19 protein-coding genes are annotated in these 20,602 nt (G+C 61.9%); 12 read left to right on the top strand and 7 right to left on the bottom strand.

The window, feature by feature from the left end; genetic code table 11:
- The first annotated feature begins 34 nt into the window (after positions 1 to 34).
- On the top strand, positions 35 to 862 hold the full coding sequence (locus FHU29_RS17170) for an alpha/beta hydrolase family protein (RefSeq protein WP_064439302.1): 828 nt from the start codon (positions 35 to 37) through the stop codon (positions 860 to 862).
- On the opposite strand, the gene FHU29_RS17165 is transcribed toward FHU29_RS17170, so the two are convergent.
- Both FHU29_RS17165 and FHU29_RS17160 read right to left on the bottom strand, forming a co-directional pair.
- On the bottom strand, positions 859 to 1,644 hold the full coding sequence (locus FHU29_RS17165; RefSeq protein WP_064439301.1) for a PhzF family phenazine biosynthesis protein: 786 nt from the start codon (positions 1,642 to 1,644) through the stop codon (positions 859 to 861). The two genes, FHU29_RS17170 and FHU29_RS17165, sit on opposite strands and share 4 nt — an antisense overlap.
- Before the next feature lie 144 nt (positions 1,645 to 1,788).
- The gene (locus tag FHU29_RS17160) at positions 1,789 to 2,691 is read right to left on the bottom strand and encodes a type IV toxin-antitoxin system AbiEi family antitoxin (protein ID WP_064439300.1); all 903 of its coding nucleotides are present in this window, start codon (positions 2,689 to 2,691) and stop codon (positions 1,789 to 1,791) included.
- 209 nt (positions 2,692 to 2,900) lie between these two features.
- Here FHU29_RS17160 and FHU29_RS17155 point away from each other — a divergent pair, with 209 nt between their 5' ends.
- The 4 genes from FHU29_RS17155 (at position 2,901) to FHU29_RS17140 (ending at position 6,398) form a co-directional block, all read left to right on the top strand.
- Positions 2,901 to 3,854 carry an NAD(P)H-dependent flavin oxidoreductase gene (locus tag FHU29_RS17155; RefSeq protein ID WP_183377596.1) on the top strand — a complete coding sequence of 318 codons (954 nt, stop codon included), beginning with the start codon at positions 2,901 to 2,903 and terminating at the stop codon, positions 3,852 to 3,854.
- Positions 3,855 to 3,974: 120 nt separating this feature from the next.
- The gene (locus tag FHU29_RS17150; RefSeq protein WP_064439299.1) at positions 3,975 to 4,403 is read left to right on the top strand and encodes a hypothetical protein; all 429 of its coding nucleotides are present in this window, start codon (positions 3,975 to 3,977) and stop codon (positions 4,401 to 4,403) included.
- A 342-nt stretch (positions 4,404 to 4,745) separates the two neighbouring features.
- Entirely contained in the window at positions 4,746 to 5,285 is a 540-nt protein-coding gene (locus FHU29_RS17145) for a transglycosylase family protein (protein WP_064439298.1), read from the top strand.
- Between the two features lie 132 nt (positions 5,286 to 5,417).
- Positions 5,418 to 6,398 carry an ABC transporter substrate-binding protein gene (locus tag FHU29_RS17140; protein WP_064439297.1) on the top strand — a complete coding sequence of 327 codons (981 nt, stop codon included), beginning with the start codon at positions 5,418 to 5,420 and terminating at the stop codon, positions 6,396 to 6,398.
- Positions 6,399 to 6,402: 4 nt separating this feature from the next.
- Here the strand turns inward: FHU29_RS17140 and FHU29_RS17135 are convergent, their stop codons facing one another.
- Positions 6,403 to 8,328, bottom strand: coding sequence for a glycoside hydrolase family 15 protein (locus FHU29_RS17135; protein ID WP_064439506.1), 1,926 nt, complete (start codon positions 8,326 to 8,328; stop codon positions 6,403 to 6,405).
- 103 nt (positions 8,329 to 8,431) lie between these two features.
- On the opposite strand from FHU29_RS17135, the gene FHU29_RS23365 reads away from it, so the two are divergent.
- From FHU29_RS23365 to FHU29_RS17105, 7 genes are all read left to right on the top strand, one after another.
- Positions 8,432 to 8,713, top strand: coding sequence for a hypothetical protein (locus FHU29_RS23365; RefSeq protein ID WP_260152835.1), 282 nt, complete (start codon positions 8,432 to 8,434; stop codon positions 8,711 to 8,713).
- Positions 8,714 to 8,811: 98 nt separating this feature from the next.
- A complete protein-coding gene (locus tag FHU29_RS23855) occupies positions 8,812 to 8,940 on the top strand; it encodes an Ms4533A family Cys-rich leader peptide (protein ID WP_369689856.1) in 129 nt (42 codons plus the stop codon).
- Positions 8,941 to 9,104: 164 nt separating this feature from the next.
- Positions 9,105 to 10,133, top strand: a complete 1,029-nt coding sequence (locus FHU29_RS17125) for a sulfate ABC transporter substrate-binding protein (RefSeq protein ID WP_064439503.1) — start codon at positions 9,105 to 9,107, stop codon at positions 10,131 to 10,133.
- A 41-nt stretch (positions 10,134 to 10,174) separates the two neighbouring features.
- Complete coding sequence (cysT, locus tag FHU29_RS17120; RefSeq protein ID WP_221195188.1) at positions 10,175 to 10,978, top strand: sulfate ABC transporter permease subunit CysT; 804 nt, start codon at positions 10,175 to 10,177, stop codon at positions 10,976 to 10,978.
- Positions 10,975 to 11,784, top strand: a complete 810-nt coding sequence (gene cysW, locus FHU29_RS17115) for a sulfate ABC transporter permease subunit CysW (protein WP_064439296.1) — start codon at positions 10,975 to 10,977, stop codon at positions 11,782 to 11,784. Before cysT ends, cysW begins: the two co-directional genes overlap by 4 nt.
- The gene (locus FHU29_RS17110; protein ID WP_064439295.1) at positions 11,781 to 12,758 is read left to right on the top strand and encodes a sulfate/molybdate ABC transporter ATP-binding protein; all 978 of its coding nucleotides are present in this window, start codon (positions 11,781 to 11,783) and stop codon (positions 12,756 to 12,758) included. The genes cysW and FHU29_RS17110 overlap by 4 nt, the downstream gene beginning before the upstream one ends.
- A gap of 67 nt (positions 12,759 to 12,825) precedes the next feature.
- Positions 12,826 to 15,156: a hypothetical protein gene (locus FHU29_RS17105; RefSeq protein WP_064439294.1), complete on the top strand. Its 2,331-nt coding sequence runs from the start codon at positions 12,826 to 12,828 to the stop codon at positions 15,154 to 15,156.
- 15 nt (positions 15,157 to 15,171) lie between these two features.
- Here the strand turns inward: FHU29_RS17105 and FHU29_RS17100 are convergent, their stop codons facing one another.
- The 4 genes from FHU29_RS17100 to FHU29_RS17085 all read right to left on the bottom strand — a co-directional run bounded on the left by FHU29_RS17100 (position 15,172) and on the right by FHU29_RS17085 (position 20,236).
- Positions 15,172 to 16,467, bottom strand: a complete 1,296-nt coding sequence (locus FHU29_RS17100) for a sulfate adenylyltransferase subunit 1 (RefSeq protein ID WP_013805988.1) — start codon at positions 16,465 to 16,467, stop codon at positions 15,172 to 15,174.
- 2 nt (positions 16,468 to 16,469) lie between these two features.
- Complete coding sequence (cysD, locus tag FHU29_RS17095; protein ID WP_064439502.1) at positions 16,470 to 17,369, bottom strand: sulfate adenylyltransferase subunit CysD; 900 nt, start codon at positions 17,367 to 17,369, stop codon at positions 16,470 to 16,472.
- Between the two features lie 140 nt (positions 17,370 to 17,509).
- Positions 17,510 to 18,211 carry a phosphoadenylyl-sulfate reductase gene (locus FHU29_RS17090; RefSeq protein ID WP_064439501.1) on the bottom strand — a complete coding sequence of 234 codons (702 nt, stop codon included), beginning with the start codon at positions 18,209 to 18,211 and terminating at the stop codon, positions 17,510 to 17,512.
- Between the two features lie 234 nt (positions 18,212 to 18,445).
- A complete protein-coding gene (locus FHU29_RS17085; protein WP_064439293.1) occupies positions 18,446 to 20,236 on the bottom strand; it encodes a nitrite/sulfite reductase in 1,791 nt (596 codons plus the stop codon).
- Positions 20,237 to 20,602: the final 366 nt, after the last annotated feature.

Raw genomic sequence — 20,602 nt, 5'->3', positions numbered from 1 at the left:
GACGGTGTACAGTACGTACCTTGAGAGGACCAGCATGAACCTACAGCGCGGCATCGCGGCGGGCGTCCCTTACGTGGCGAAGCCCCCTATCAGTGGGGCGGCAGAGAACGCGCCAGTGGTGTTCGGATGGCATCTCATGGACTCTCCCCGGAGTGAGGTGGCCTTCGAGGCCGCTGTCCCGATGGAGGGCCTCGACGCCTGGCGCATCTATCTGGGGCTTCCCCTATGCGGTTCCCGTATGCCAGCGGGTGGTTTCGACGAGATCATGCAACTGGGAATGGAGGACGCTGTCCTCAATCTGCACGGCCCAATCGCTGACCAGGCTGTGCGGGAGTTTGCCGATGTCTACCCACTCCTGAGGGAGAAGTTTGGTTTCGGAGACGCCGCCCTCGGCGTGATGGGCGGATCACTCGGCGCTGCGATTGCCTCCCTCATCATTGCCGAACGAGTCATGCCGGTCCGTGCCGCGGTACTCGTGTCGCCGCTCCTGCAATTGCGGGCAGTTGTCGCAGCGATGAGCCGCGTGTACGGGATCGATTACGAGTGGACGCCCGAAGCGAATCGGGTTGCGGACCGGCTCGACTTCGTCGCGCGTGCGTCTGACTTCGCTCGCGCGGGCACTCCGCCGGTCCGCGCCATCGTCGGTGCGGACGACGAAACCGACGGCTTCATCGAACCCGCCGAAAACTTCATTGGCGCAGTTCGCTCCGTTTACAACGGAACCCCCACTGACCTGCAGTTCGTCGACAATATGGCCCATGCTCTCGCCGACGAGCCGGGTTTAGAGGCAACACCGCAGCTGCCGCACGCCAGCAAAGTAGACGCTCTGACTGTGGAATGGTTCACGCAGCATCTGCGCTAGCTGAGCTCGCCCGACATGACAGTGACCGCGTCGCCACCGATCATTACCCGGCCGGGTGTCTGCAGACGCAAGTACACGTCACCTCCGCGGACAGAACACTGGCGCGCGAGAAGCTCAGATCGCTCGAGTCGCTCCGCCCAGAAGGGCGCGAGAACGGTGTGCGCGCTCCCGGTGACAGGATCTTCAGGTACCCCCACCGACGGTGCGAAGAACCGCGAAACGAAGTCGTACTGGGGTGAACCTGGAGCCGTGACGATAACCCCGCGCGCGTGAATATGCTTCAGCAGCGCGAGGTCGGGTGTGAGGTCACGCACCGTCTCCGCGTCGGGCAGTTCCGCGAGGAGGTCACCCGTTGCTCCTGACCAGACACCCACAGGTTTCACACCCAGAGCATCAGCGAGGCTTGGCGGTTCATCAGCGGGTACCGGGGCCGCGGACGGAAAATCCATCCAGTAACGGCCATCCGTGTTTGTGACGACGAGTTCTCCACTGCGAGTGAAGAATCTGAGCGGACCAACCGAGGTTTCACCGGCAAGAACGTGCGCCGTCGCGAGCGTCGCATGCCCGCAAAGGTCCACCTCTGTAGTCGGCGTGAACCATCTCAGCTCCCACCCCGCATGGTCCGCCAGGTGACGGGCGAATGCTGTTTCAGAAAGATTGAACTCCGCCGCTACCTGCTGAGCCCACGCGTCCTCGTACTTCTGGTCCATGAGGACAACGGCCGCGGGATTGCCCGCGAACGGGCGGGAGGTGAAAGCGTCGACAATCCAGAACGGTGGCATGCGACAAGCCTAACGGGGGTGATAAATGTTCGACGCGTCCGAGATATGCCGATGTGTTGGCCACGAAGCGGTTTCCCCAGCGCGGTGCCCGATTTGCGCGACGTCAGGGCATATCGCGGACGTCTTGCACCATCGTGTCGGTGGCTAGCTGCGTCGGCGGATCGCGCGTCTGATCGGCTCCGTAAACTCCCACGGTCGTAGACGTACCTGTTCGGCGGTCGCATAGAAGAGGAGCCACCCTGAGTCGCTGATGGCATTGTGCCTGCGATAGTCCCGCCTGACTGCGTCGGATCCACTGTGATGTTGGACGCTGTCGTATTCGAGGCCAATGCGGTATTCGCGCCAGCCAAGGTCAAGGAACTTGTCGCCCTCTGGTGTGTGAACTCGGACCTGAGTGTCAGGCCGCGGCAGTTCAGCATCAAGGCAGCGGAGGCGCACACGTGATTCCATCGGCGATGCAGCGCCAGGGTCGGCTATTGCGAGCAGTTCACGAACCTTCCGGGCGCCCTTTTTGCCAGCGATACGGCTCACCTGGGCGAGCAACTCCTCGAGTGTCGCAGGCGCGCTTCGGTTCCTGTGCGCACGGATTGCGCGATCGAGAATCGCAAGGCCATCGAGTCGGTCGTATTGAAGCGCGAGGTCGACAGCGGTACGGGCGGGAGAAGTCACCAAGTTGTTGCTCACGCACTGGATATCCGAACTCGAAACAATATCGCGGTGGGCTGTAAGGCCTGCGGTGGTTAGCCTGCGACCAGGAGGCATCAGGATATGGGTGCTGGAGTCATTGAAGATCGCAAATCCGTGCACTTCGGCGGCGGTCTGGTGTGTCACTATTACTTCGCGCCCAAGGTATAACGCAGCAGCGCGGATACGTACCCGTGTGGTGGGTGACGTGCCTTGCAGAGTGAAGATTCCAGGCAGAATCTTGGTCCACTTTCCCTCGCGAACCTTATTGGTGAGATAGGCGGCCGAGTGGAACCGCAGAGCCTGCTGCCGGCTAAACACCCCTTCTTGCTGTCGCCGCAACAGGTCAAGTTCTCGATGCATAGGTAGAGGATCTCGGGCAGCAGGACGGCGGACCAGGGGCAATATCCGATTCTGTGGATAACCACTGCTGGCTCGAGTTCCTGTGGACAAACGGTCCCATGCGTCCGAGATATGCCGATGTGTTGGCCACGAACCGGTTTCCCCAGCACGGTGCCCGATTTGCGCGACGTCAGGGCATATCGCGGACGTCTTGCACCATCGTGTCGGCCATGTGGTACGCACTAGGTGTGCTGAACACATGGCTGACCAAACAACTTGGCTTGGAGATTCCCATCATTGGCGCGCCCATGGGCGGGCGGGCCGGTGGCCTGCTGGCAGGGGAGGTAAGTCGCGCCGGCGGTTTGGGGATGCTGGGTGCCGCGAGATACACGACACCCGAATGGGTCGCCGCCGAGGCTGCGATTGCCCGCAGAGTTGGCGGCAGCTTCGGGGTGGGGCTTATGTCGTGGGCTCTCGACGATGATGATGCGCTGCTGACTGCCGCGCTGGCCGAGAAACCAGCCCTGGTGTCCCTCTCGTTCGGCGATCCCGCACCGTACGTCGACCGCGTAAAGGACGCGGGCGCGCTCGTCGTTTCGCAGGTCAGCACCGTCGAAGACATGGCAGTCGCCGAAGCTGCCGGTGTCGATGCGATCGTCGCGCAGGGGACAGAAGCGGGTGGTCATACCGGCCGCATCGCGACGCTGACGTTGCTGCAAGAGGTGCTGGAAGCCACGAGACTGCCGGTGCTCGCCGCAGGTGGAATCGCGACTGGGCGCGGATTGGCAGCCGTGCTCGCGGCGGGTGCACACGGCGCGTTCGTGGGTACGGCATTGCTGGCGAGTCCCGAAACGACGGGTCCGGAGTACGCAATCGGCAGGCTCCTCGCGGCGCGCAGCACGGACACCGTCTACACCGATGTTTTTGACAAGGCGCGCCATCAGCCCTGGCCTGCGCGATGGTTCGGGCGAGCGATCGTGAACAATTTGAGCGACAAGTTCGATGGTGCGGGGGCCTCAGAAGACGAGATCGCCGACGTCTACGACCCGGCTGACCCGGATTGCGGCGTCGTGTACGCGGGGCAGGCTGCGGGTCTCGTCACCGCCAGCAGACCCGTCTTCGAGGTAGTGAAAAACATCGCCCATGATGCGGAAAAGCAGTTGACTCGCGTGTGTGGCATGTGACCGGCATGACCCCCGCGGCCCGCGCCGGTTTTGTCGCAGTGACCTAGGATTCACACAGACCGAACTGCGGCAGGCCGGGCTTTTTCAGGCGGCAGGAGCCGCGTGACAAAAGGAGTTTTCATGACCGTTCCAGCCCAGGAGAAAAGTACGGGTTGGCGCCCGGGGCGCAAGATCAAGCAGCTCACCAATGCGGTTCTCAACCTCGACGAGACGCTGTCTCGTTTGGACGTCATCACTGAGCGTCTACTGCTCGTCCTGGAGAAGCTCGATACGACGCTCTCGAAGCTGGATACCAGCCTCACGACGCTGAACTCATCGCTTGATTCCCTCGATAGTTCGCTGGGGCGTCTCGATAACGTTCTCGAGAATGCGGACTGGATGCTGAGCCCAGCCCAGTCGTTGCGTAAGCCACTCAAGCGCCTGATGCCGCGCGGCAGCGCGAAGGAAGGCATTACGGCCAAGGAAGCGGCCGGGGGAGCCGATGCTGCTGAAGCAGAAGCCGCGTCGGGGAGTGAAAAGAGCAGTTCAGATAAGAAGCCGAAAAAGTAAATAAGCGAAGCACCGGACATTCTGGCCGCACCTATTTGGGTGCGGCCAGAAGCATATGGTCCCATATTTTGAGAAGAGGGACTTTTCAGGATATGAAGCAAGCCACATCACGGATGAATAACATATGCGACATCTGGGACGCAAAAATCGTGATGACCAGTAACTATGACCTCATAGGGCGGTCTTTGCTGCGATGAAGTCAATTGTTACTGGCGTCACTTAGGGGTTTTTTTCGGCGCCTCTCGTTCGTAGCGTGAAGGTCGGCAAAAGCAAATGCACCACGATTTGCTTTCAAGGCCAGCATGAACCTGCAGCCGAAATTGAGAGGACACCAACTACTTTATGCGTTTTCGCACCGTCACCAAGGCCGCACTCGCAAGTTCCGCTATCGCACTTGCCGGAGTGACTCTTGCCGCTCCCGCGAACGCTGCGACCGATGCCGAATGGGATTCGCTCGCACAGTGCGAATCCGGTGGAGACTGGTCCATTAACACCGGTAACGGGTACTACGGTGGCCTCCAGTTCTCGCAGAGCACGTGGGAAGGGTATGGCGGCACCGAGTTCGCGCCGCGCGCCGACCTCGCGACACGCGACCAGCAGATCTACGTCGCTGAGCGCACGCTCGAAGGGCAGGGCTGGGGCGCATGGCCAGCATGCTCACAGAGCCTCGGCCTCGGCAGTGGCCCGACTGATCGCCCCACTCCGGGAGCTGTGACGCCGGATCCTTCCGCTCCTGACCTTGCTGCAGCGCAGGGTGCACCTGAGGCGATCTTCGCCGAGTACGTGCCCGAACTGCCTGACACCATCGAACTGCCGGCCGGTGTCGAACTCCCAGCCGGTGTCGAGCTTCCTAACGAACTCGCAGGGCTGGGCGTGGTCTGATAGATCGCGCAGCCTCATCCTGGGCCCCGCTACTTACGCAGTAGCGGGGCCCAGTCTGTGTGCGAGGCAACTTCCCCACGACAGCCAGAGCTGTGCCAAAGTAAGCCTCACCAAACCCTCGGAGGCTGAAGAATGCGCGCGACTCAGCGAGCCATCATGTACGTCACTTTGTCCATCGCCACCCTTGCTACCGCAGTTTCCTGCGGTAGCAGCGACAGGGACGCGGGCGCCGAAACGGCACCGCTGTCTGTCGAACATCGTTTCGGCGCAGCGGAGATCATCGGGCAGCCACAGCGAGTGGTAGCACTGAGCTCACAGTGGCTCGATGCCCTGCTGGCATTGGATGTCCAGCCCGTCGCGTATCTCGAGGACCCCCTTGCTGGTGACGATGGCCTTTATGTCTGGCAGCATCCGCACATAGGCGATGCGGACGCCATCACTGCCTCCGACACGGGTTTGCCTCTTGAGCGAATCGCGGCCGCTGAACCCGATCTGATTCTGGCCGACTACAGCGCGGGGGAGCAGCAGGTCTACGACCAGCTCAATGCAATCGCTCCGACGATCGGAATGCTGGGCGATGAGCAGGTGGACCCCTGGGATAAGCAGCTTCGGGTGATCGGTGAGATTCTCGGCAAAACCGCGCAAGCCGACGAGATCATCGATCGTGTGAACAATGAGATTACGGCCATCGCGAGCGAGCTACCGGAGCTGGCCGGGAAAACTGCTGTGCTCTCGCAGTTCATGTTCGACAGCGACCAGATCGTCGCAGTAGCGGACCCTGAGGACGGCGCCAGCACGCTCTTCTACGCTCTGGGCATGGCCCTGCCCGATCACCTCGTCACCGAAGCAGCCGGGACAGGACGGCTCATCGTAAGCCCAGAGAGAGTTGACATCCTGCGCAGTGACCTTCTCATAACCTGGCCCAACGGCGGCGACCCCGAGGAGCTTATGCAGATCCCAGGGTTCAGTGATTTGCCCTCAGTCCAGGGCGGCGGATTCGCGGCCGTCGACATCGAGACCGTGATCGCCTTGAACACGCCCAGCGCACTCTCCACTGAATGGGTCCTGAGCTCGCTCCGTCCGCAACTCGAATGCGTTTCAGGACGATGCTGAATGATCAGTGGGGAGAATGGTGGGCGGGGTGGAACGCCCCTGCCTCCAACTCCTCCTCAGCTCTGATGACGTGGACCACGGCATTGATCAATGCGAGGTGGGTGAACGCTTGAGGGAAGTTCCCCAAGTGCCGTCCATTGGAAGGATCGATCTCCTCCGCATAAAGCTTTAGCGGACTCGCGTAGCTGAGGAGTTTCTCGAGTAACCGTTTCGCGCGTTCGACCTCGCCGATCTCGACGAGCGCGGATACCAGCCAGAACGAGCAGATCGTGAAGGTTCCTTCCTCACCGCTCAAGCCGTCATCGGTTTCCTCGACGCGGTATCGCAGGACGAGTCCGTCCTTGGTGAGCTCGTCCGCAACCGCGAGAACAGTGTTGCGAACACGATCGTCGGATGCGGGGAGGAAGCGCATCAGCGGAACCAGCAAGAGTGACGCGTCCAGTGCGGGGTCCCCGTAGCGCTGTGTGAACACACCACGCTCGTCGACGCCGTTCTCCAGGATGTCCTCCTTGATCTCGTCGGCGATCGCGTTCCATTCCTCTGCGTACGCGATTTCGCCGTGCATCGTCGCGAGTTTCGCACCCCGATCTAATGCGACCCAGCACACCACTTTCGATGAGGTGAAATGCTGCGGTTCACCGCGTACCTCCCAAATGCCCCGGTCGGGCTTGCGCCAGTTGGTGATTGCTTCTTCCACCTGCCGCTTGAGCAGCGGCCACAGCGATTCGGGCACTTGGTTGCGTGACCGCACGTGCAGATACACAGAGTCGAGGATGATGCCCCACACGTCGTGCTGTTTCTGGTTGTACGCGCCGTTTCCGACCCGGACTGGCCGCGCGCCTTCGTAACCGCTGAGATGGTGCAGTTCCTCCTCGATCAGTTCACGTTCGCCACCGACGCCATACATCACCTGGAGCGGCAGTGGGTCACCGGATTCGCTGACACCCATATCGGAAATGAAGGCGAAGAAATCGTTGGCTTCCCGATCGAGGCCCAGCGTGTAAAGACCCCACAGTGCGAACGTCGAGTCGCGTATCCAGGCGTAACGATAGTCCCAATTGCGTTCGCCACCAGGAGTTTCCGGGAGGGACGTAGTGGCCGCGGCGAGCAGAGCACCCGTCGGTGCGTACGTGAGGCCTTTCAGCGTCAACGCGCTCCGCTGAAGGTAGCCGCGCCACGGATGATCTGGAAACCGTCCAATAGTGATCCACTGGCGCCAGCATTCGGCGGTGTCCCACATCTTCTTCGCTGCTTCCTCGTAGGACTGCGGGGAGGGGAGATCACTCCAGGACAAGGCGACAAACACCTGGTCCCCCTCGACGAGGCGTGTGCGTGCCCGTGCTTCACGGCCCTCGATGCCTAGACGCAAATTAGTTGTCAGAGTCAAAGTTGGCTCGCCTTCCGGCGAATCAGTGCAGTAGGCGGTGGCTTGCTCGTACACCTTGCCGCTGTACTGCCACGTCGCGGCCTTCCGGTGATAGTCGAATGCGGGCTCACAACTCAGTTCGAGTTCGACGCGGCCGCTGACGCATTTCACCGTGCGCAGCAGCATGTGCTCCGCATCCCAATCGGTTGGTGTGCGGCGGTGCGTGCGTGATCGCTGATCAGTGTTGTGCCACTTTCCCATGACCAGTGCGTCGCGCACCGTCAGCCAGCCGGTTTCGGTTTGCCAAGTTGTTTCGAGAATGAGCCCACCGGGCAGATACCGGCGCGCTGCGGGCTGGTTCTGTCCGTAGGGGCCGATCCGGAAATGCCCCGCACTGCGATCCAGTATTGCGCCGAAGACGCTCGGCGAATCAGGACGGGGGAGACACATCCATTCGACCGCGCCGCTGGGAGCGATCAGGCAGGTTGTCTCACAGTCTGAGAGAAAGCCGTAGTCTCCAATCGGCGGGAAGCCCGTGTGATGCGCTCGCGGTGGCGTCGGCATGCCGGGATTCACGTGGCTTCCGTGGGGCGGTGCGTCCTCAGACAGTGACATTGCCTCATTGTGACGGGTGGGGCTTCGGTGTGCTGAGGGAAACACTCAATCCGTGGACTGTGTGGAGATCCGCGCGGGCCGGCACCGATATGGTGGGGTGGTGGATGCGATCGCGCGTTGGTGGGATGGCGTCGAGCTATGGATAGCCGGGCTGCCTTTCGTACCCCAGGTGGTCCTGGTAGTGGCGGTAATGGTGCCATTGTGCTTCGTATTCGCTACGGTGCTTGATCGAGTCATGGGGCCGCTTTTCGAACGGCTTGAGCGAACTAGGCGAGCCTCTGGTGCGCGCGGTTCCGAAACTGAAGGAGAGGTGGGCGGTGATGCCGAAGTCTAGGGTCACGCTCGCGCTCTGCGCGCTTCTGATTCTCATCGTCATCGCCTGGGCTCTATCTGTGTGGTAGGTCACCGTCTGCGTAATGCCGCTTTGACGATGTGGCGGCGCGAAAGATCGCTGCTAAGATTGTCGCCGTGGATAAGGCCGGACAGTACGAAGTGCGCCATCAGTTGGCGCTGATCGCTGTCGGTTTGCCCGCGGTCGCTGACATCATGTGTTGTCGCTAGTCAAGCCTTGCTGACGGGTGCGTGGGGTACCCGCCGAGCTGGCCGGGTGCCGTCCCCGAATTTCTGGCGGCGACAACTTTACGGGACTGCCGCAGCTGCGGCGTGCGTCCAAGTCAGCAGACGGAAGGCATCGAATATCCATGCGAATACGCTGGGCCACCTCCATTAGCAGACAGTCCGCTGGCGCGGTCGCGGCTCTGCTGGGATTGGCTCTCCTTGCCGCTGGCTGCGCGGGTGGCCCAAGCGACATTCCAGGGCAGCGCACGATCGGCGGAGACGGAACCCGCGGGACATTAGGGCTCTTCGCCTACGCGGTGCCGAAAATCGGTTTCGATGAAGTAATCCCCGAGTTCGCGGATACGCCCGAGGGGGAGGGCGTCGCGTTCCTGCAGTCCTTCGGTGCCTCCGCGGATCAGTCACGAAAAGTGGCAAACGGGGCCCCCGCTGATGTCGTCAACTTCTCGGTGGAACCCGATGTCACCCGCCTCGTCGATGCAGGTCTGGTCGCTCCCAACTGGAACGATGGGAAATCCGGTGGCATCCCTTTCGGCTCGATGGTGACGTTCGTGGTTCGTGAGGGGAACCCGCTGAATATCCAGACCTGGGAAGACCTCGTGGAACCGGGCGTCGAGGTTGTAACCCCGAACCCGTTCAGTTCAGGATCTGCCAAGTGGAACCTCCTCGCGCCGTACGCGGTCATGAGCCGTGGTGGCGAAGACCCTCAGCGGGGCCTGCAGTATGTGCGCACTCTCATTCAGGAGCACATCAAAATTCAGCCCGGGTCGAGCAGGGAAGCGACGGAGGCCTTCCTCCAGGGACGCGGCGACGTCCTCCTGACATATGAAAACGAAGCTATCTTCCTCGAACGCCTGGGAGATCCGATCGAATTTGTCACGCCAGACGAGACACTTCGTATCGAGAACCCGATGGCGATCATTGAGAACAGCCCGAACCGCGACATGGCGGAAGACTTCCTCGCTTTCCAGTTCTCGCCGGAAGGGCAGCGCACATGGGCTCGTGCGGGATTCCGGCCAGCAGACCCCGCCATTCGCGCTGAGTTCGAAAACGTCTTCCCCCAGCCAGAAACCGTATGGGGGGTGGACGACTTCGGCGGATGGAAGGTCGTCAACACAGAGCTGTTTGATCCTGACAATGGTGCGATTTCCACCCTGTACTACGAGGCGCTGAGGTAGCAGACGTGGCGATTCAGGAAACAGCAAGCCCACCGGTGCGGATGAGCCGCTTCACCGGCACTGTGGGGCCTCTCGGCATCGGAGTCGCGGTGTTGTGGCTCAGCATCATCGTTCTGTTGCCGCTCGCCGCGCTCACTGCGACGTCGTTCGAGAACGGACTCGGCGGGTTCTGGGACGCGATCACCGCTCCCGGCGCAGTCGCTGCGCTTCGGATAACCGCGTTCGTGTCGGCGGTGGTTGCCTTGATCAATGTGGTTTTCGGCACGCTGATCGCCTGGGTGCTTGTGCGCGATGACTTTCCAGGCAAGCGAATCGTCAATGCCTTGATCGATCTACCTTTCGCGCTGCCCACGATCGTCGCGAGCATTGTGCTCCTCTCGCTGTACGGCCCTGCCAGTCCGATCAACGTGCACCTCAATGCAACTCAGCCGGGCCTGATCGTTGCGCTTGCATTTGTCACGCTTCCCTTCGTCGTCCGGTCGGTGCAGCCGGTATTGATCGAACTCGAGAAAGACGTAGAGGAAGCGGCGGCCTCGCTGGGGGCGAGCAACTTCACCATTTTCTGGAGGGTTGTTCTGCCAGTTTTGTCTCCGGCGATTTTTGGTGGCGCTGGGCTTGCTTTCGCACGCGCTATCGGAGAGTTCGGCTCGATCATCTTGATCGGCGGCAATATTCGCGGCGAAACCCAGGTCGCCTCGCAGTACATTCAGCAACAACTCGAAATGGATCGGCCCGAGAACGCGGCAGCCGTATCCGTTGTCTTACTAATCATCGCGTTCATCACCCTGCTCGTGTTGCGCGTGCTTGCGCACCGTGCGGTACGGCGTGAGGAGCGTGCGGCATGATCGTGACTCGCGGCTGGCGGCTCTCGCTTCGCACCCTCGCCCTCAGTTACCTGGCGCTGCTCGTACTCGTCCCCATCGGGATGATTCTGTACCGCACATTCGAGAACGGAATCCTGGCGTTCTGGGAGTCGATCACAACGCCAGCGGCAATATCGGCGCTGAATCTGTCGCTGCTCATCGTGGTCATCGTGGTGCCGGTGAACGTGATATTCGGCATTGTGACCGCGCTCGCGCTCGCCCGCGGGCGGTTCCCCGGCCGCCGGCTGCTCGAGGCCGTAGTTGATATTCCTTTCGCCGTCTCACCAGTGGTCGTCGGCGTTGCGCTCATTACCTTGTGGGGCGCAGGCGGCTGGTTCGGCACGTTTGTGGAGAACATCGGTTTCCGTGTCATTTTCGGCATCCCGGGCATGGTCCTCGCCACTATCTTCGTGACATTGCCCTTCGTGGTTCGCGAAGTTGAGCCGGTGCTGCGTGAGATCGGCGAGGAACAAGAACAGGCTGCCGCGACGCTCGGTGCGAACTCGTGGCAGACGTTCTCCCGCATCACGTTGCCCGCGATCCGGTGGGGGCTGACCTATGGCGTGGTCCTCACGGTGGCTCGTGCACTCGGCGAGTTCGGTGCGGTGCTCTTCGTTTCTTCCGGTTTTGCGGGCGTTTCGCAGACGCTGACATTGCTCGTGCACGCGCGCTACATCGATGACCACAACACGTTCGGCGCTTACACGGCAGCGACGCTGCTCATGATGCTCGCCATCCTGACTTTGCTTCTGATGACTGTCCTCGACCGCAAGAGGAGCACAACATGATCACTGTGACTGGGGTTCGGAAGAACTACGGCGACTTCAAGGCGCTGGACAATGTCACCCTGGACATTCCGTCAGGGTCGCTCACAGCACTACTGGGTCCATCCGGATCGGGGAAGTCGACCCTGTTGCGATCGATCGCGGGCCTTGAGCATCCCGATGGTGGTGCAATCACCATCGGAGGAAACGACGTCACTGGGGTGCCACCTCAGAAGCGGGGCATCGGCTTCGTTTTCCAGCATTATGCCGCGTTCAAGCACATGACGGTCCGTGACAACATCGCGTTCGGCCTGAAGATTCGCCGCCGTCCGAAGAACGAGATTGCCGACCGCGTTGACGATCTGCTCCGGATTGTCGGGCTCGATGGTTTTCAGCGCCGGTACCCGTCACAGCTTTCAGGTGGGCAGCGGCAGCGCATGGCACTCGCGCGTGCGCTTGCTGTCGACCCGAAGGTGCTTTTGCTCGACGAACCGTTTGGTGCGCTGGACGCGAAGGTGCGTGCCGATCTGCGCGAATGGCTCCGTCGGTTGCATGACGAAGTGCACGTGACGACAGTGCTTGTCACTCACGATCAGGAAGAAGCGCTCGATGTGGCGGACCGGATCGCTGTGATGAACAAAGGTCGCATCGAACAGGTCGGGTCACCGGACGACCTTTATGAGCGGCCTGCCAACGAGTTTGTGATGTCTTTCCTGGGGCCGGTGGCGACAATCAATGGAACAATGGTGCGGCCCCACGACCTTCACCTCGACCGTGTTTACCATCCGGGTGCCATTGAAGCCGTCGTGGATCGCATTGTGCGGCTTGGATTCGAAGTGCGCGTGGAACTTGTGCCGGTGAATGGTGATCCGCGGTTGTCTGCCCAGATCACGAGGGGGGACGCAGACGATCTGAATCTTGTTCGCGGGGAGGGAATTTACGTCCGCGCAACGCACGTGCCGGGTGGCGCGCCTATTCCGGTCGCGAATGGAGTGTAAAGCGCGGTAAACGCAATCCGGGCATATCACCTACTGGCCGACCCAAATCGGACTAGGGTCGAGATTTATGGTGATAACCGCCCGTCGGGCAGGCGCCGTGCTCATCGCTGCGGCGCTCGCTCTCGCGGGATGCGCGACCCCCACGGAAGATCCGGAAGTCGAGACGGGCGAAGCCCCAGATGTTGCGGAGGCTCTGCGTGAACTTCCATCGGAGCCGGTTGATGTGCCGGGCGAGTGGTATCGCGGCGACGAATATGCCGGGCTGGGGATGGATTTCTTACCGCCGGCCGAGGGTGTGCCGTTCGCGTTTGCGCTGAATGTCGCAGCGCCACGAGAAGCAGCGCGCCCACAGGTTTGGCTTTCCGACGACGGATTTGGCTGGTTCCGGGCCGACGTGGCAGGCGACTACAACGCATCCTTCACTGGAGGGCTCGTCGGGAACCCCGACGTGAGTGGCTTGGTCGGAGTCTCCTTCGAAGACGGCGCGCTCGTGTCACGCGTGTGGCGAGCGTTCGACCGCCGTGACTGGCACGAAGTGGAACTCCCCGAGGACTTCGCACGCACTTACCGTGTGGTGACGGGCGCGGCCGCAGAGTCACGACTGTTGGTGGCGGGCACCTCGGTCGAGAAAGAGCTGGGTGTGGCGATCCTCGACGGGGACCGCACTGAATATGTGCGACTGCCCGGCATCGCGGATAGAGAACAGCGAGTCATCGTCGATATGGCAGCGCATGAGGATTCCGCAGTGATCCTCGTCCAGCGCGGCGAAGAAGGCGCCGGGGGCACTTTCGAAACATACACTTCGGACGATGCGGGAGTGACATGGAGCGGTCCTGCCGCCGTCGCGGATGACCCCGATACGTTCCTTTCAGGGATGGCGTGGACCGGCGACCGCTATGTGGTGACCGGCGGCAGCCGAGATCCCAGTACCGGTGGGCTCATTCCCGCTGCATGGTCGTCAGACGACGGAGCAGACTGGGACACCGAAGTCGTCCCGCCGCCACCCGAAGAATCCGTCTTCTATGTCGCAGAGGGCGTCGACACTGTGTTGGGGCGGCCCGCGGTGCGCGATGGTATCGCCTTCGTTGTGGCTAGCAACGACGATTCGCTGCGTGCGGGCTTCTACAACCGGAACGCGGAAGGGGATTGGGCTTTCACCGGCACCTCAGATTTGATGGACTATCCCGGTGTCGGTGGCCTGACGTTGTCCGTCAATCCAGACGAGCAGATCGCAATTCTGAGCCCGTTCGGTACCGGTCAGGCAGTCGTCGGCGTGCATGGCCGTGAAAATGCATGGCGTGAACTTGAACGTGTAGGGTCCATCGAACAGGTTGCCCAGGTGGAATCCCTGGCCACCGTTGCGGGTGCAGCCGACGCGGAACGCGCCTTCATCAAGACGTTGCGCGTGCGGTACGAGGTGGACGGCCCGAACTTCTCTGCAATTCCAGAGCGCGCCCTCTTCGAACTCACCCCGGACCGGCAGGTGAACGAAATACCCTTCGACCCTCCCGAGGTGGCCGAACTCACCGACACCGTGGTGGGGACAAGTGACCCCGGCGACACTGTGCTGCTGGGTTCCCGATTCAGTCCCTCGCGCCAGCGTGTCGAACCCCGCGGGTGGTTCCGCGGCGGACCTGACCAGCCGTGGGAACCGGCGGGCGGCTTCGGGGATGTCATCGATGCGAAGTTCAGCGCGGTGCAGCGCACAGCCGATGGGTGGGTTGCAGTCGGGGCTAGCAGGGAAGCGGCTACCGAAGACCCCGAGAACCCTGAGAACCCAGACGACACGGTCCGGCGTGCGTCACTGTGGCGCTCGGGTGACGGGCGGGGCTGGGAGGACGCCACTGCTCTTGACGAGGCGGCAGGTGAAGCTACTGGCGTGTGTACGCTTCCGGATGGCCTGCTGCTGGCTGTCGGTTACCTTCTCGACGGCGACGTGCGCGTACCCGCCGCTTGGCGCGGCACCGACGATGGCTGGGAACGAGCCACAGCGGAGATCCTCACAACCGGTACGGGAGAACTCACCGGGTGTGCGACCACGGGTGATGGGACCGTCATCGGTGCTAGCACGGGGGGCAGGAACATCGTCCTTCGCACCGAAGACGGTATCCAGTTCGAAGGCGTATTCCGCACTGAGTACGGGTCGAGCATGTTGAAGCCTGTCTCCATACCAGGCGGATTCGCGGCACCGGGCCGATTCACATCGGACAACGGCAGCGGCCCGGTCGTATGGCTATCACCGAATGGAGTGCGGTGGACACCGTGGCGGATCCCCTCCCTGACAGACGGAATCACGCGCGATGTGGCGAAGTTTGGTGACGGGATCATCGTCACCATGGACTCCGAGCTCGGAGTGCCCGTGCACGTCGTTCCACAGGTCGATCCCGCAGCCGAGTAAGCTCTTGTGCGCCCCTCAGGTGGGAACGCCGCGTTCGCCGATCTCCACGGCGGAGAGTGCGTCACCCACAAGACCTGCAGCGAGGGTGTTGCCACTCGACGGATCAATCAGCAGGAAGCTGCCGGTGTGCCGGTTGACGCGATAGTTGTCCGCGACGATCGGCTCGGCCACCCGAATGTGGATGCGCCCGATTTCGTTGAGCGAAAGAGTGCCCGGGTCAGGGTCCGCGGTCAGTTCCTGCTCATCGAACCGCTCGATGATAGAGCCAACGATCGCCTGCGTGGTTTTCGTGCCCTGTTTCAGCAGCAAACGCGCACCCGGGCGCAGCGGCTTCTCCGCCAGGACGCACACCGTCGCTTCGAAGTCATCGATCGCGTCGGGCGCATCCGAGGGGGACGCGATCACATCACCGCGAGAAATGTCGATGTCGTCAGCAAGAAGCAGAGTGACGCTCCGCCCCGCTTCAGCATGGTCGAGTTCACCATCAGCAGTGTCGATCTTCGTGACAGTGGAGCGGATACCGGCGGGAAGAACCACAATTTCATCTCCGGTGCGCACTTCACCTGCGGCGACCTGCCCCGCATAGCCCCGATAATCGGGATAGTCGGCAGTGCGGGGACGAATGACGTACTGGACCGGGAATCGCAATCCCACATTGTGCGGCTCAGCATCGACAGGCACCGCTTCGAGGTGCTCGATGAGCGATGGCCCCGTGTAATAGGGGGTTCGCTCTGAGCGGCTCGCAATGTTGTCACCGAACAGCGCGGACACCGGAATTTCCTGGACATCGTCGGGGCCCCAGCCGAGCGCGGCGGTGAGCGCGTTGAACTCATCGCAGATCTGACCGAATACTGCGGCCGGATCTTCAACAAGATCAATCTTGTTCACTGCCAGGACGAGCTTCGGCACCCCTAGCAGCGCCATCACGGCCGCGTGACGCCGCGTCTGCTCGATAACGCCCTTGCGGGCGTCGACGAGGAGGATCACGAGCTGGGCTGTCGAAGCTCCCGAGACCGTGTTCCGCGTGTACTGCACGTGCCCGGGGGTGTCTGCCAGCACGAACGAACGCTGGGGCGTCGCGAAGTAGCGGTACGCCACGTCGATCGTGATGCCCTGCTCGCGTTCGGCGCGCAAGCCATCAACGAGCAGCGACAGGTCCGGTGTGGAAAGGCCGCGGTCCACTGACGCACGGGTGACCGCGTCAATCTGATCGGCGAGAACGGATTTCGTGTCGTAGAGCAATCGGCCAACAAGGGTGGATTTACCGTCATCCACGCTGCCTGCGGTAGCCAGGCGTAAAAGGTCGCTCATGCTCAGAAATATCCCTCTCGCTTGCGGTCCTCCATGGCGGCCTCTGAAACTCGGTCGTCGCCGCGGGTAGCTCCGCGCTCGGTCAAACGTGACGCCGCGACCTCGGCGAGGATTGCGAAGTTGTCGCTAGCGTCGGACAGCACCGCACCTGTCGTGGAACCGTCACCCACCGTGCGGTAACGCACCGAACGGGTCTCGAGCGACTCGTTCTCACGCGGCCCGCCCCAGGGGCCGGGCGCAAGCCACATGCCGTCACGCTGGTAGACCTCACGGTCGTGTGCGTAGTAGATCGGGCAAAGTTCGACGTTGTCGCGGGCGATGTAGCGCCAGATGTCCAGCTCAGTCCAGTTGCTGAGCGGGAACACGCGCACATGTTCACCAGGGGAATGCCGTCCGTTGTACAGGTTCCACAGCTCGGGGCGCTGCTTCTTCGGATCCCACTGGCCGAAAGCGTTGCGGAGGCTGAAAATTCGTTCCTTCGCCCGGGAGCGTTCTTCGTCCCGGCGGCCGCCACCGAATACCGCATCGAACCGGTGCTCACTGATCGCGTCGAGGAGGGGGACCGTCTGCAATGGGTTACGGATACCGTCGGGGCGTTCTTCCAGACGGCCGTCGGCGATGTAGTCCTCAACACTCGCTACGTGCAGGCGCAGGTTGTACTTCTCGACCATGCGGTCGCGGAAGTCGAGGACCTCTTGAAAGTTGTGCCCGGTATCGACGTGCAGTACCGGGAAGGGAAGGGGAGCGGGCCAGAAGGCCTTGACCGCGAGGTGCAGGAGCACGGTGGAGTCTTTGCCGCCCGAGAACAGAATGACCGGACGCTCGAACTCGCCTGCAACCTCACGGAAGATGTGAATCGACTCGGCTTCAAGTGCGGTCAGCGTATCGAAGTTCGCCGCCATATCGACGCGAGCCTTTTCAGCAGGCTGGTGTGACACCTCATCAGGAGTCAGTGCCTCATCGGGAGGTGTGTGTGCGCCCACGGCAGGCATCACTCCGTTCTGATCTCGGCCGGTCATGCCCCATTGGGCGGTTTCGATTGTCATGTTGAGTGCAACCCACATTCAATCTTGTTTTTGCCCGCCCAGCGACCGCTGCGCGGATCTGAGCCGGGTGCTGGCTTCATGGTGCACGGCGCACACCCGATTGAGGGATACCCCTCGTCGACAAGCGGATTAACCAGAATCGAGTGCTTGTCGATGTAATTCTGCATGTCGTCGTCGGACCACGCCGCGAGCGGGTTGATCTTCACCAAACCGAACGCCTCGTCGTAAGAGATGAGCGGCGCGTTCGCCCGGGTGGGTGCCTCGACCCGCCGGATTCCGGTCACCCAGGCGTCATAACCTGCGAGGGTTTTCTTCAGCGGCGCGACTTTACGAAGCGCGCAGCAGCGGTTGGGTTCGCGGGCGAAGAGGTCTTTGCCCTCCGAAGCGTCCTGCTCAGCCACCGTCTGCTCGGGCGTGACGTTGCGGATGTTCACGCCGTACACAGCTTCGCTGGCATCGCGCATACCGAGCGTTTCCGCGAAATGGTAGCCGGTGTCGAGAAACAAGATCTCCACCCCGGGCCGGACCTGCGCTGCGAGATGAACCAGCACGGCGTCCTGCATATTCGAAGCGACAATGTAGCGGCCGCCGAAATTCTCTTCCGTCCAGCGGAGCAAATCCTCGGCGGATGCTCCGTCAAGGTCAGCGGCGCCGCGTTCGGCGATCCGCCGCAGATCCGTTTCCGTCGCGATACTCATCGTGAAACCTTTCGCTTTACCGCCGATGCACCCAGGAACTTCAGCGCAAAAACACGCCTGCATCCGCCGCATCGCCATTGACCGTGCGGCAGGGCTGTGCCGTCGGCCAGATCAGGTCGCAAATCTTCATCCGCGCAATAGGGGCAATAGAAAGGAACAGCGCGGGACACCGGAGTGTTCCCTCCGGCACCATGATTTTCCGCGCTGTGTTCTGTCATCGCTGGTCCTTGCGCCTCACCGAAGCAGTTCTTCGCCGGCTCGCACGGCCCAGTCGGCGAAGTGCTCGCCGTTCACGCGGCTGTCAGCGAAATTGCGAACGACGCGCTCTACGTAGTCACCGAGTTCTTCAGTGGTGACCTTATGGCCGCGGAGCTTGCGCCCGAAGGCTGGTTCGAGGCCGAGGTGACCGCCAAGATGCACTTGGAAGCCCTCGACGTGATTGCCGTCCTCATCCGGGACGAGCTGGCCCTTGAACCCAATGTCGGCCACCTGTGCACGGGCGCAGGAGTTAGGGCAGCCGTTGATGTTGATCGTCACCGCGGTGTCGAGCTTTTCGTTGAGATCTTTGAGGCGCCGCTCAAGCTCAGGAACAAGATCCTGCGAACGCTTGCGTGTCTCGACGAACGATAGCTTGCAGAACTCGATGCCGGTGCAGGCCATGAGGTTCCGGCGCCACAGTGACGGGCGGGCGGGGAGCCCAAGCGCATCGAGCTCAGCGATCAGCGGCTCGACCTTATCCTCGGGTACATCGACGATGATCAGCTTCTGGTACGGAGTGAGGCGGACCTTGTCCGTGCCAGCCCGCTCGGCCGCATCGGCCACAGCGAGAAGTGTGGTTCCCGACACGCGACCGGCGATGGGCGCGACTCCGACCGCGTAGTTGCCGTTTTTCAGTTTCTGCACGCCGACATGGTCACGGGGCTTTGTCAGTGGTTCAGGTGCCGGTCCATCGATCAGCTTTCGGCCCAAGTACTCGGTTTCCAGGACCTCACGGAACTTTTCAGGGCCCCAGTCCTTTACCAGGAACTTGATGCGTGCCCGGGCGCGCAGCCTGCGGTACCCGTAGTCGCGGAAGATCGAGACGATGCCTTCCCACACATCGGGCGCTTCCTCCAGAGGCACCCAAGCGCCGAGGCGCTGCCCGATCATGGGGTTGGTCGAGAGCCCGCCGCCGACCCACACGTCGAGACCGGGCCCGTGCTCTGGATGGTTCACACCGATGAATGCGCAGTCGTTCACCTCGTGAGCGACGTCCTGAAGGCCCGACATCGCTGTCTTGAACTTGCGGGGCAGGTTCGAGTACCGCGGATCACCGACGTAGCGGCGAACGATCTCCTCGATCGCCGGTGTCGGGTCCAGGACCTCATCCTCGGCCAGGCCAGCTAACGGAGAACCGAGAACGATGCGAGGTGTGTCACCGCACGCTTCCGTTGTGGTGAGGCCGCACCCTTCAACGCGGCGCCAGATTTCTGGCACGTCCTCGACCCGGATCCAGTGGCACTGGACGTTCTGGCGGTCGGACAGGTCGGCGGTGTCGCGGCCGAACTCTTTCGAAATCTGACCGATGGTCCGTAGCTGTTCGAGGTTCAGCTGCCCGCCGTCGACACGGATCCGCAGCATGAAATAGCTGTCTTCGATGATGTCGATGTTCTCATCGCCCGTCCAGCTGCCGTCATACCCCTGCTTGCGCTGGGTGTAGAGGCCGTACCAGCGAAAACGCCCGCGGAGGTCGGCTTTGTCGATGCTGTCGAAACCGCGGATCGCGTAGATGTTCTCGATACGCTGGCGAACGTTGAGGGGATTGTCATCCTTCTTCGTCTGCTCATTCGGGTTCAGCGGTTCGCGATACCCGAGTTTCCACTGGCCCTCGGCTTTGCGACGCTTCGGCCGTGCGGCCCGGGCACGGCCCCCTGCTGCGGCGCCGTTCGCTCCACCAGCCTTCGTGGCGGTCCGTGCAGGCCGCTCACGGCGCACGGGAGCCGCGGTCGGCTCAGCTGGGGAGGCAGCGTCGTGGGCTGACGACATTCAATGCTCCTGAAACAAGATCTGACGTGGACTGTCCGGTTTGCGCGAGTTCAAGCTACCTGGACGTGTGAGGCTGGCGCTTTCAGCCGAGCGGACTTCCCCGTTGAACCGGGCATGCGCAGGCAGCTACGGGCGACAGCCGCAGCTATTGACACGCTTGAAATCAATATGGCGGCGCTGCACAAGCCGCGTGCCAGCCAGCCATACCCCTGGTCCACTCACCCGTCCATTGTGCCATGGATCGGGATACGTCCCGAACGCGCAGGTAGACGCTGAAAAAGGCATGTTTTCGATACCCGGTACCGCGTATCAGCAGCGTGTCTCGTCCGATTGTGTTTCGGACCGGATGCGAGAAGCGGGCACACT

Source organism: Hoyosella altamirensis (assembly GCF_014191505.1).
Classification (GTDB): Bacteria; Actinomycetota; Actinomycetes; order Mycobacteriales; family Mycobacteriaceae; genus Hoyosella; species Hoyosella altamirensis.
Note: the sequence above shows the minus strand (reverse complement) of the source record. Positions and strands in the feature narration are given on the sequence as shown.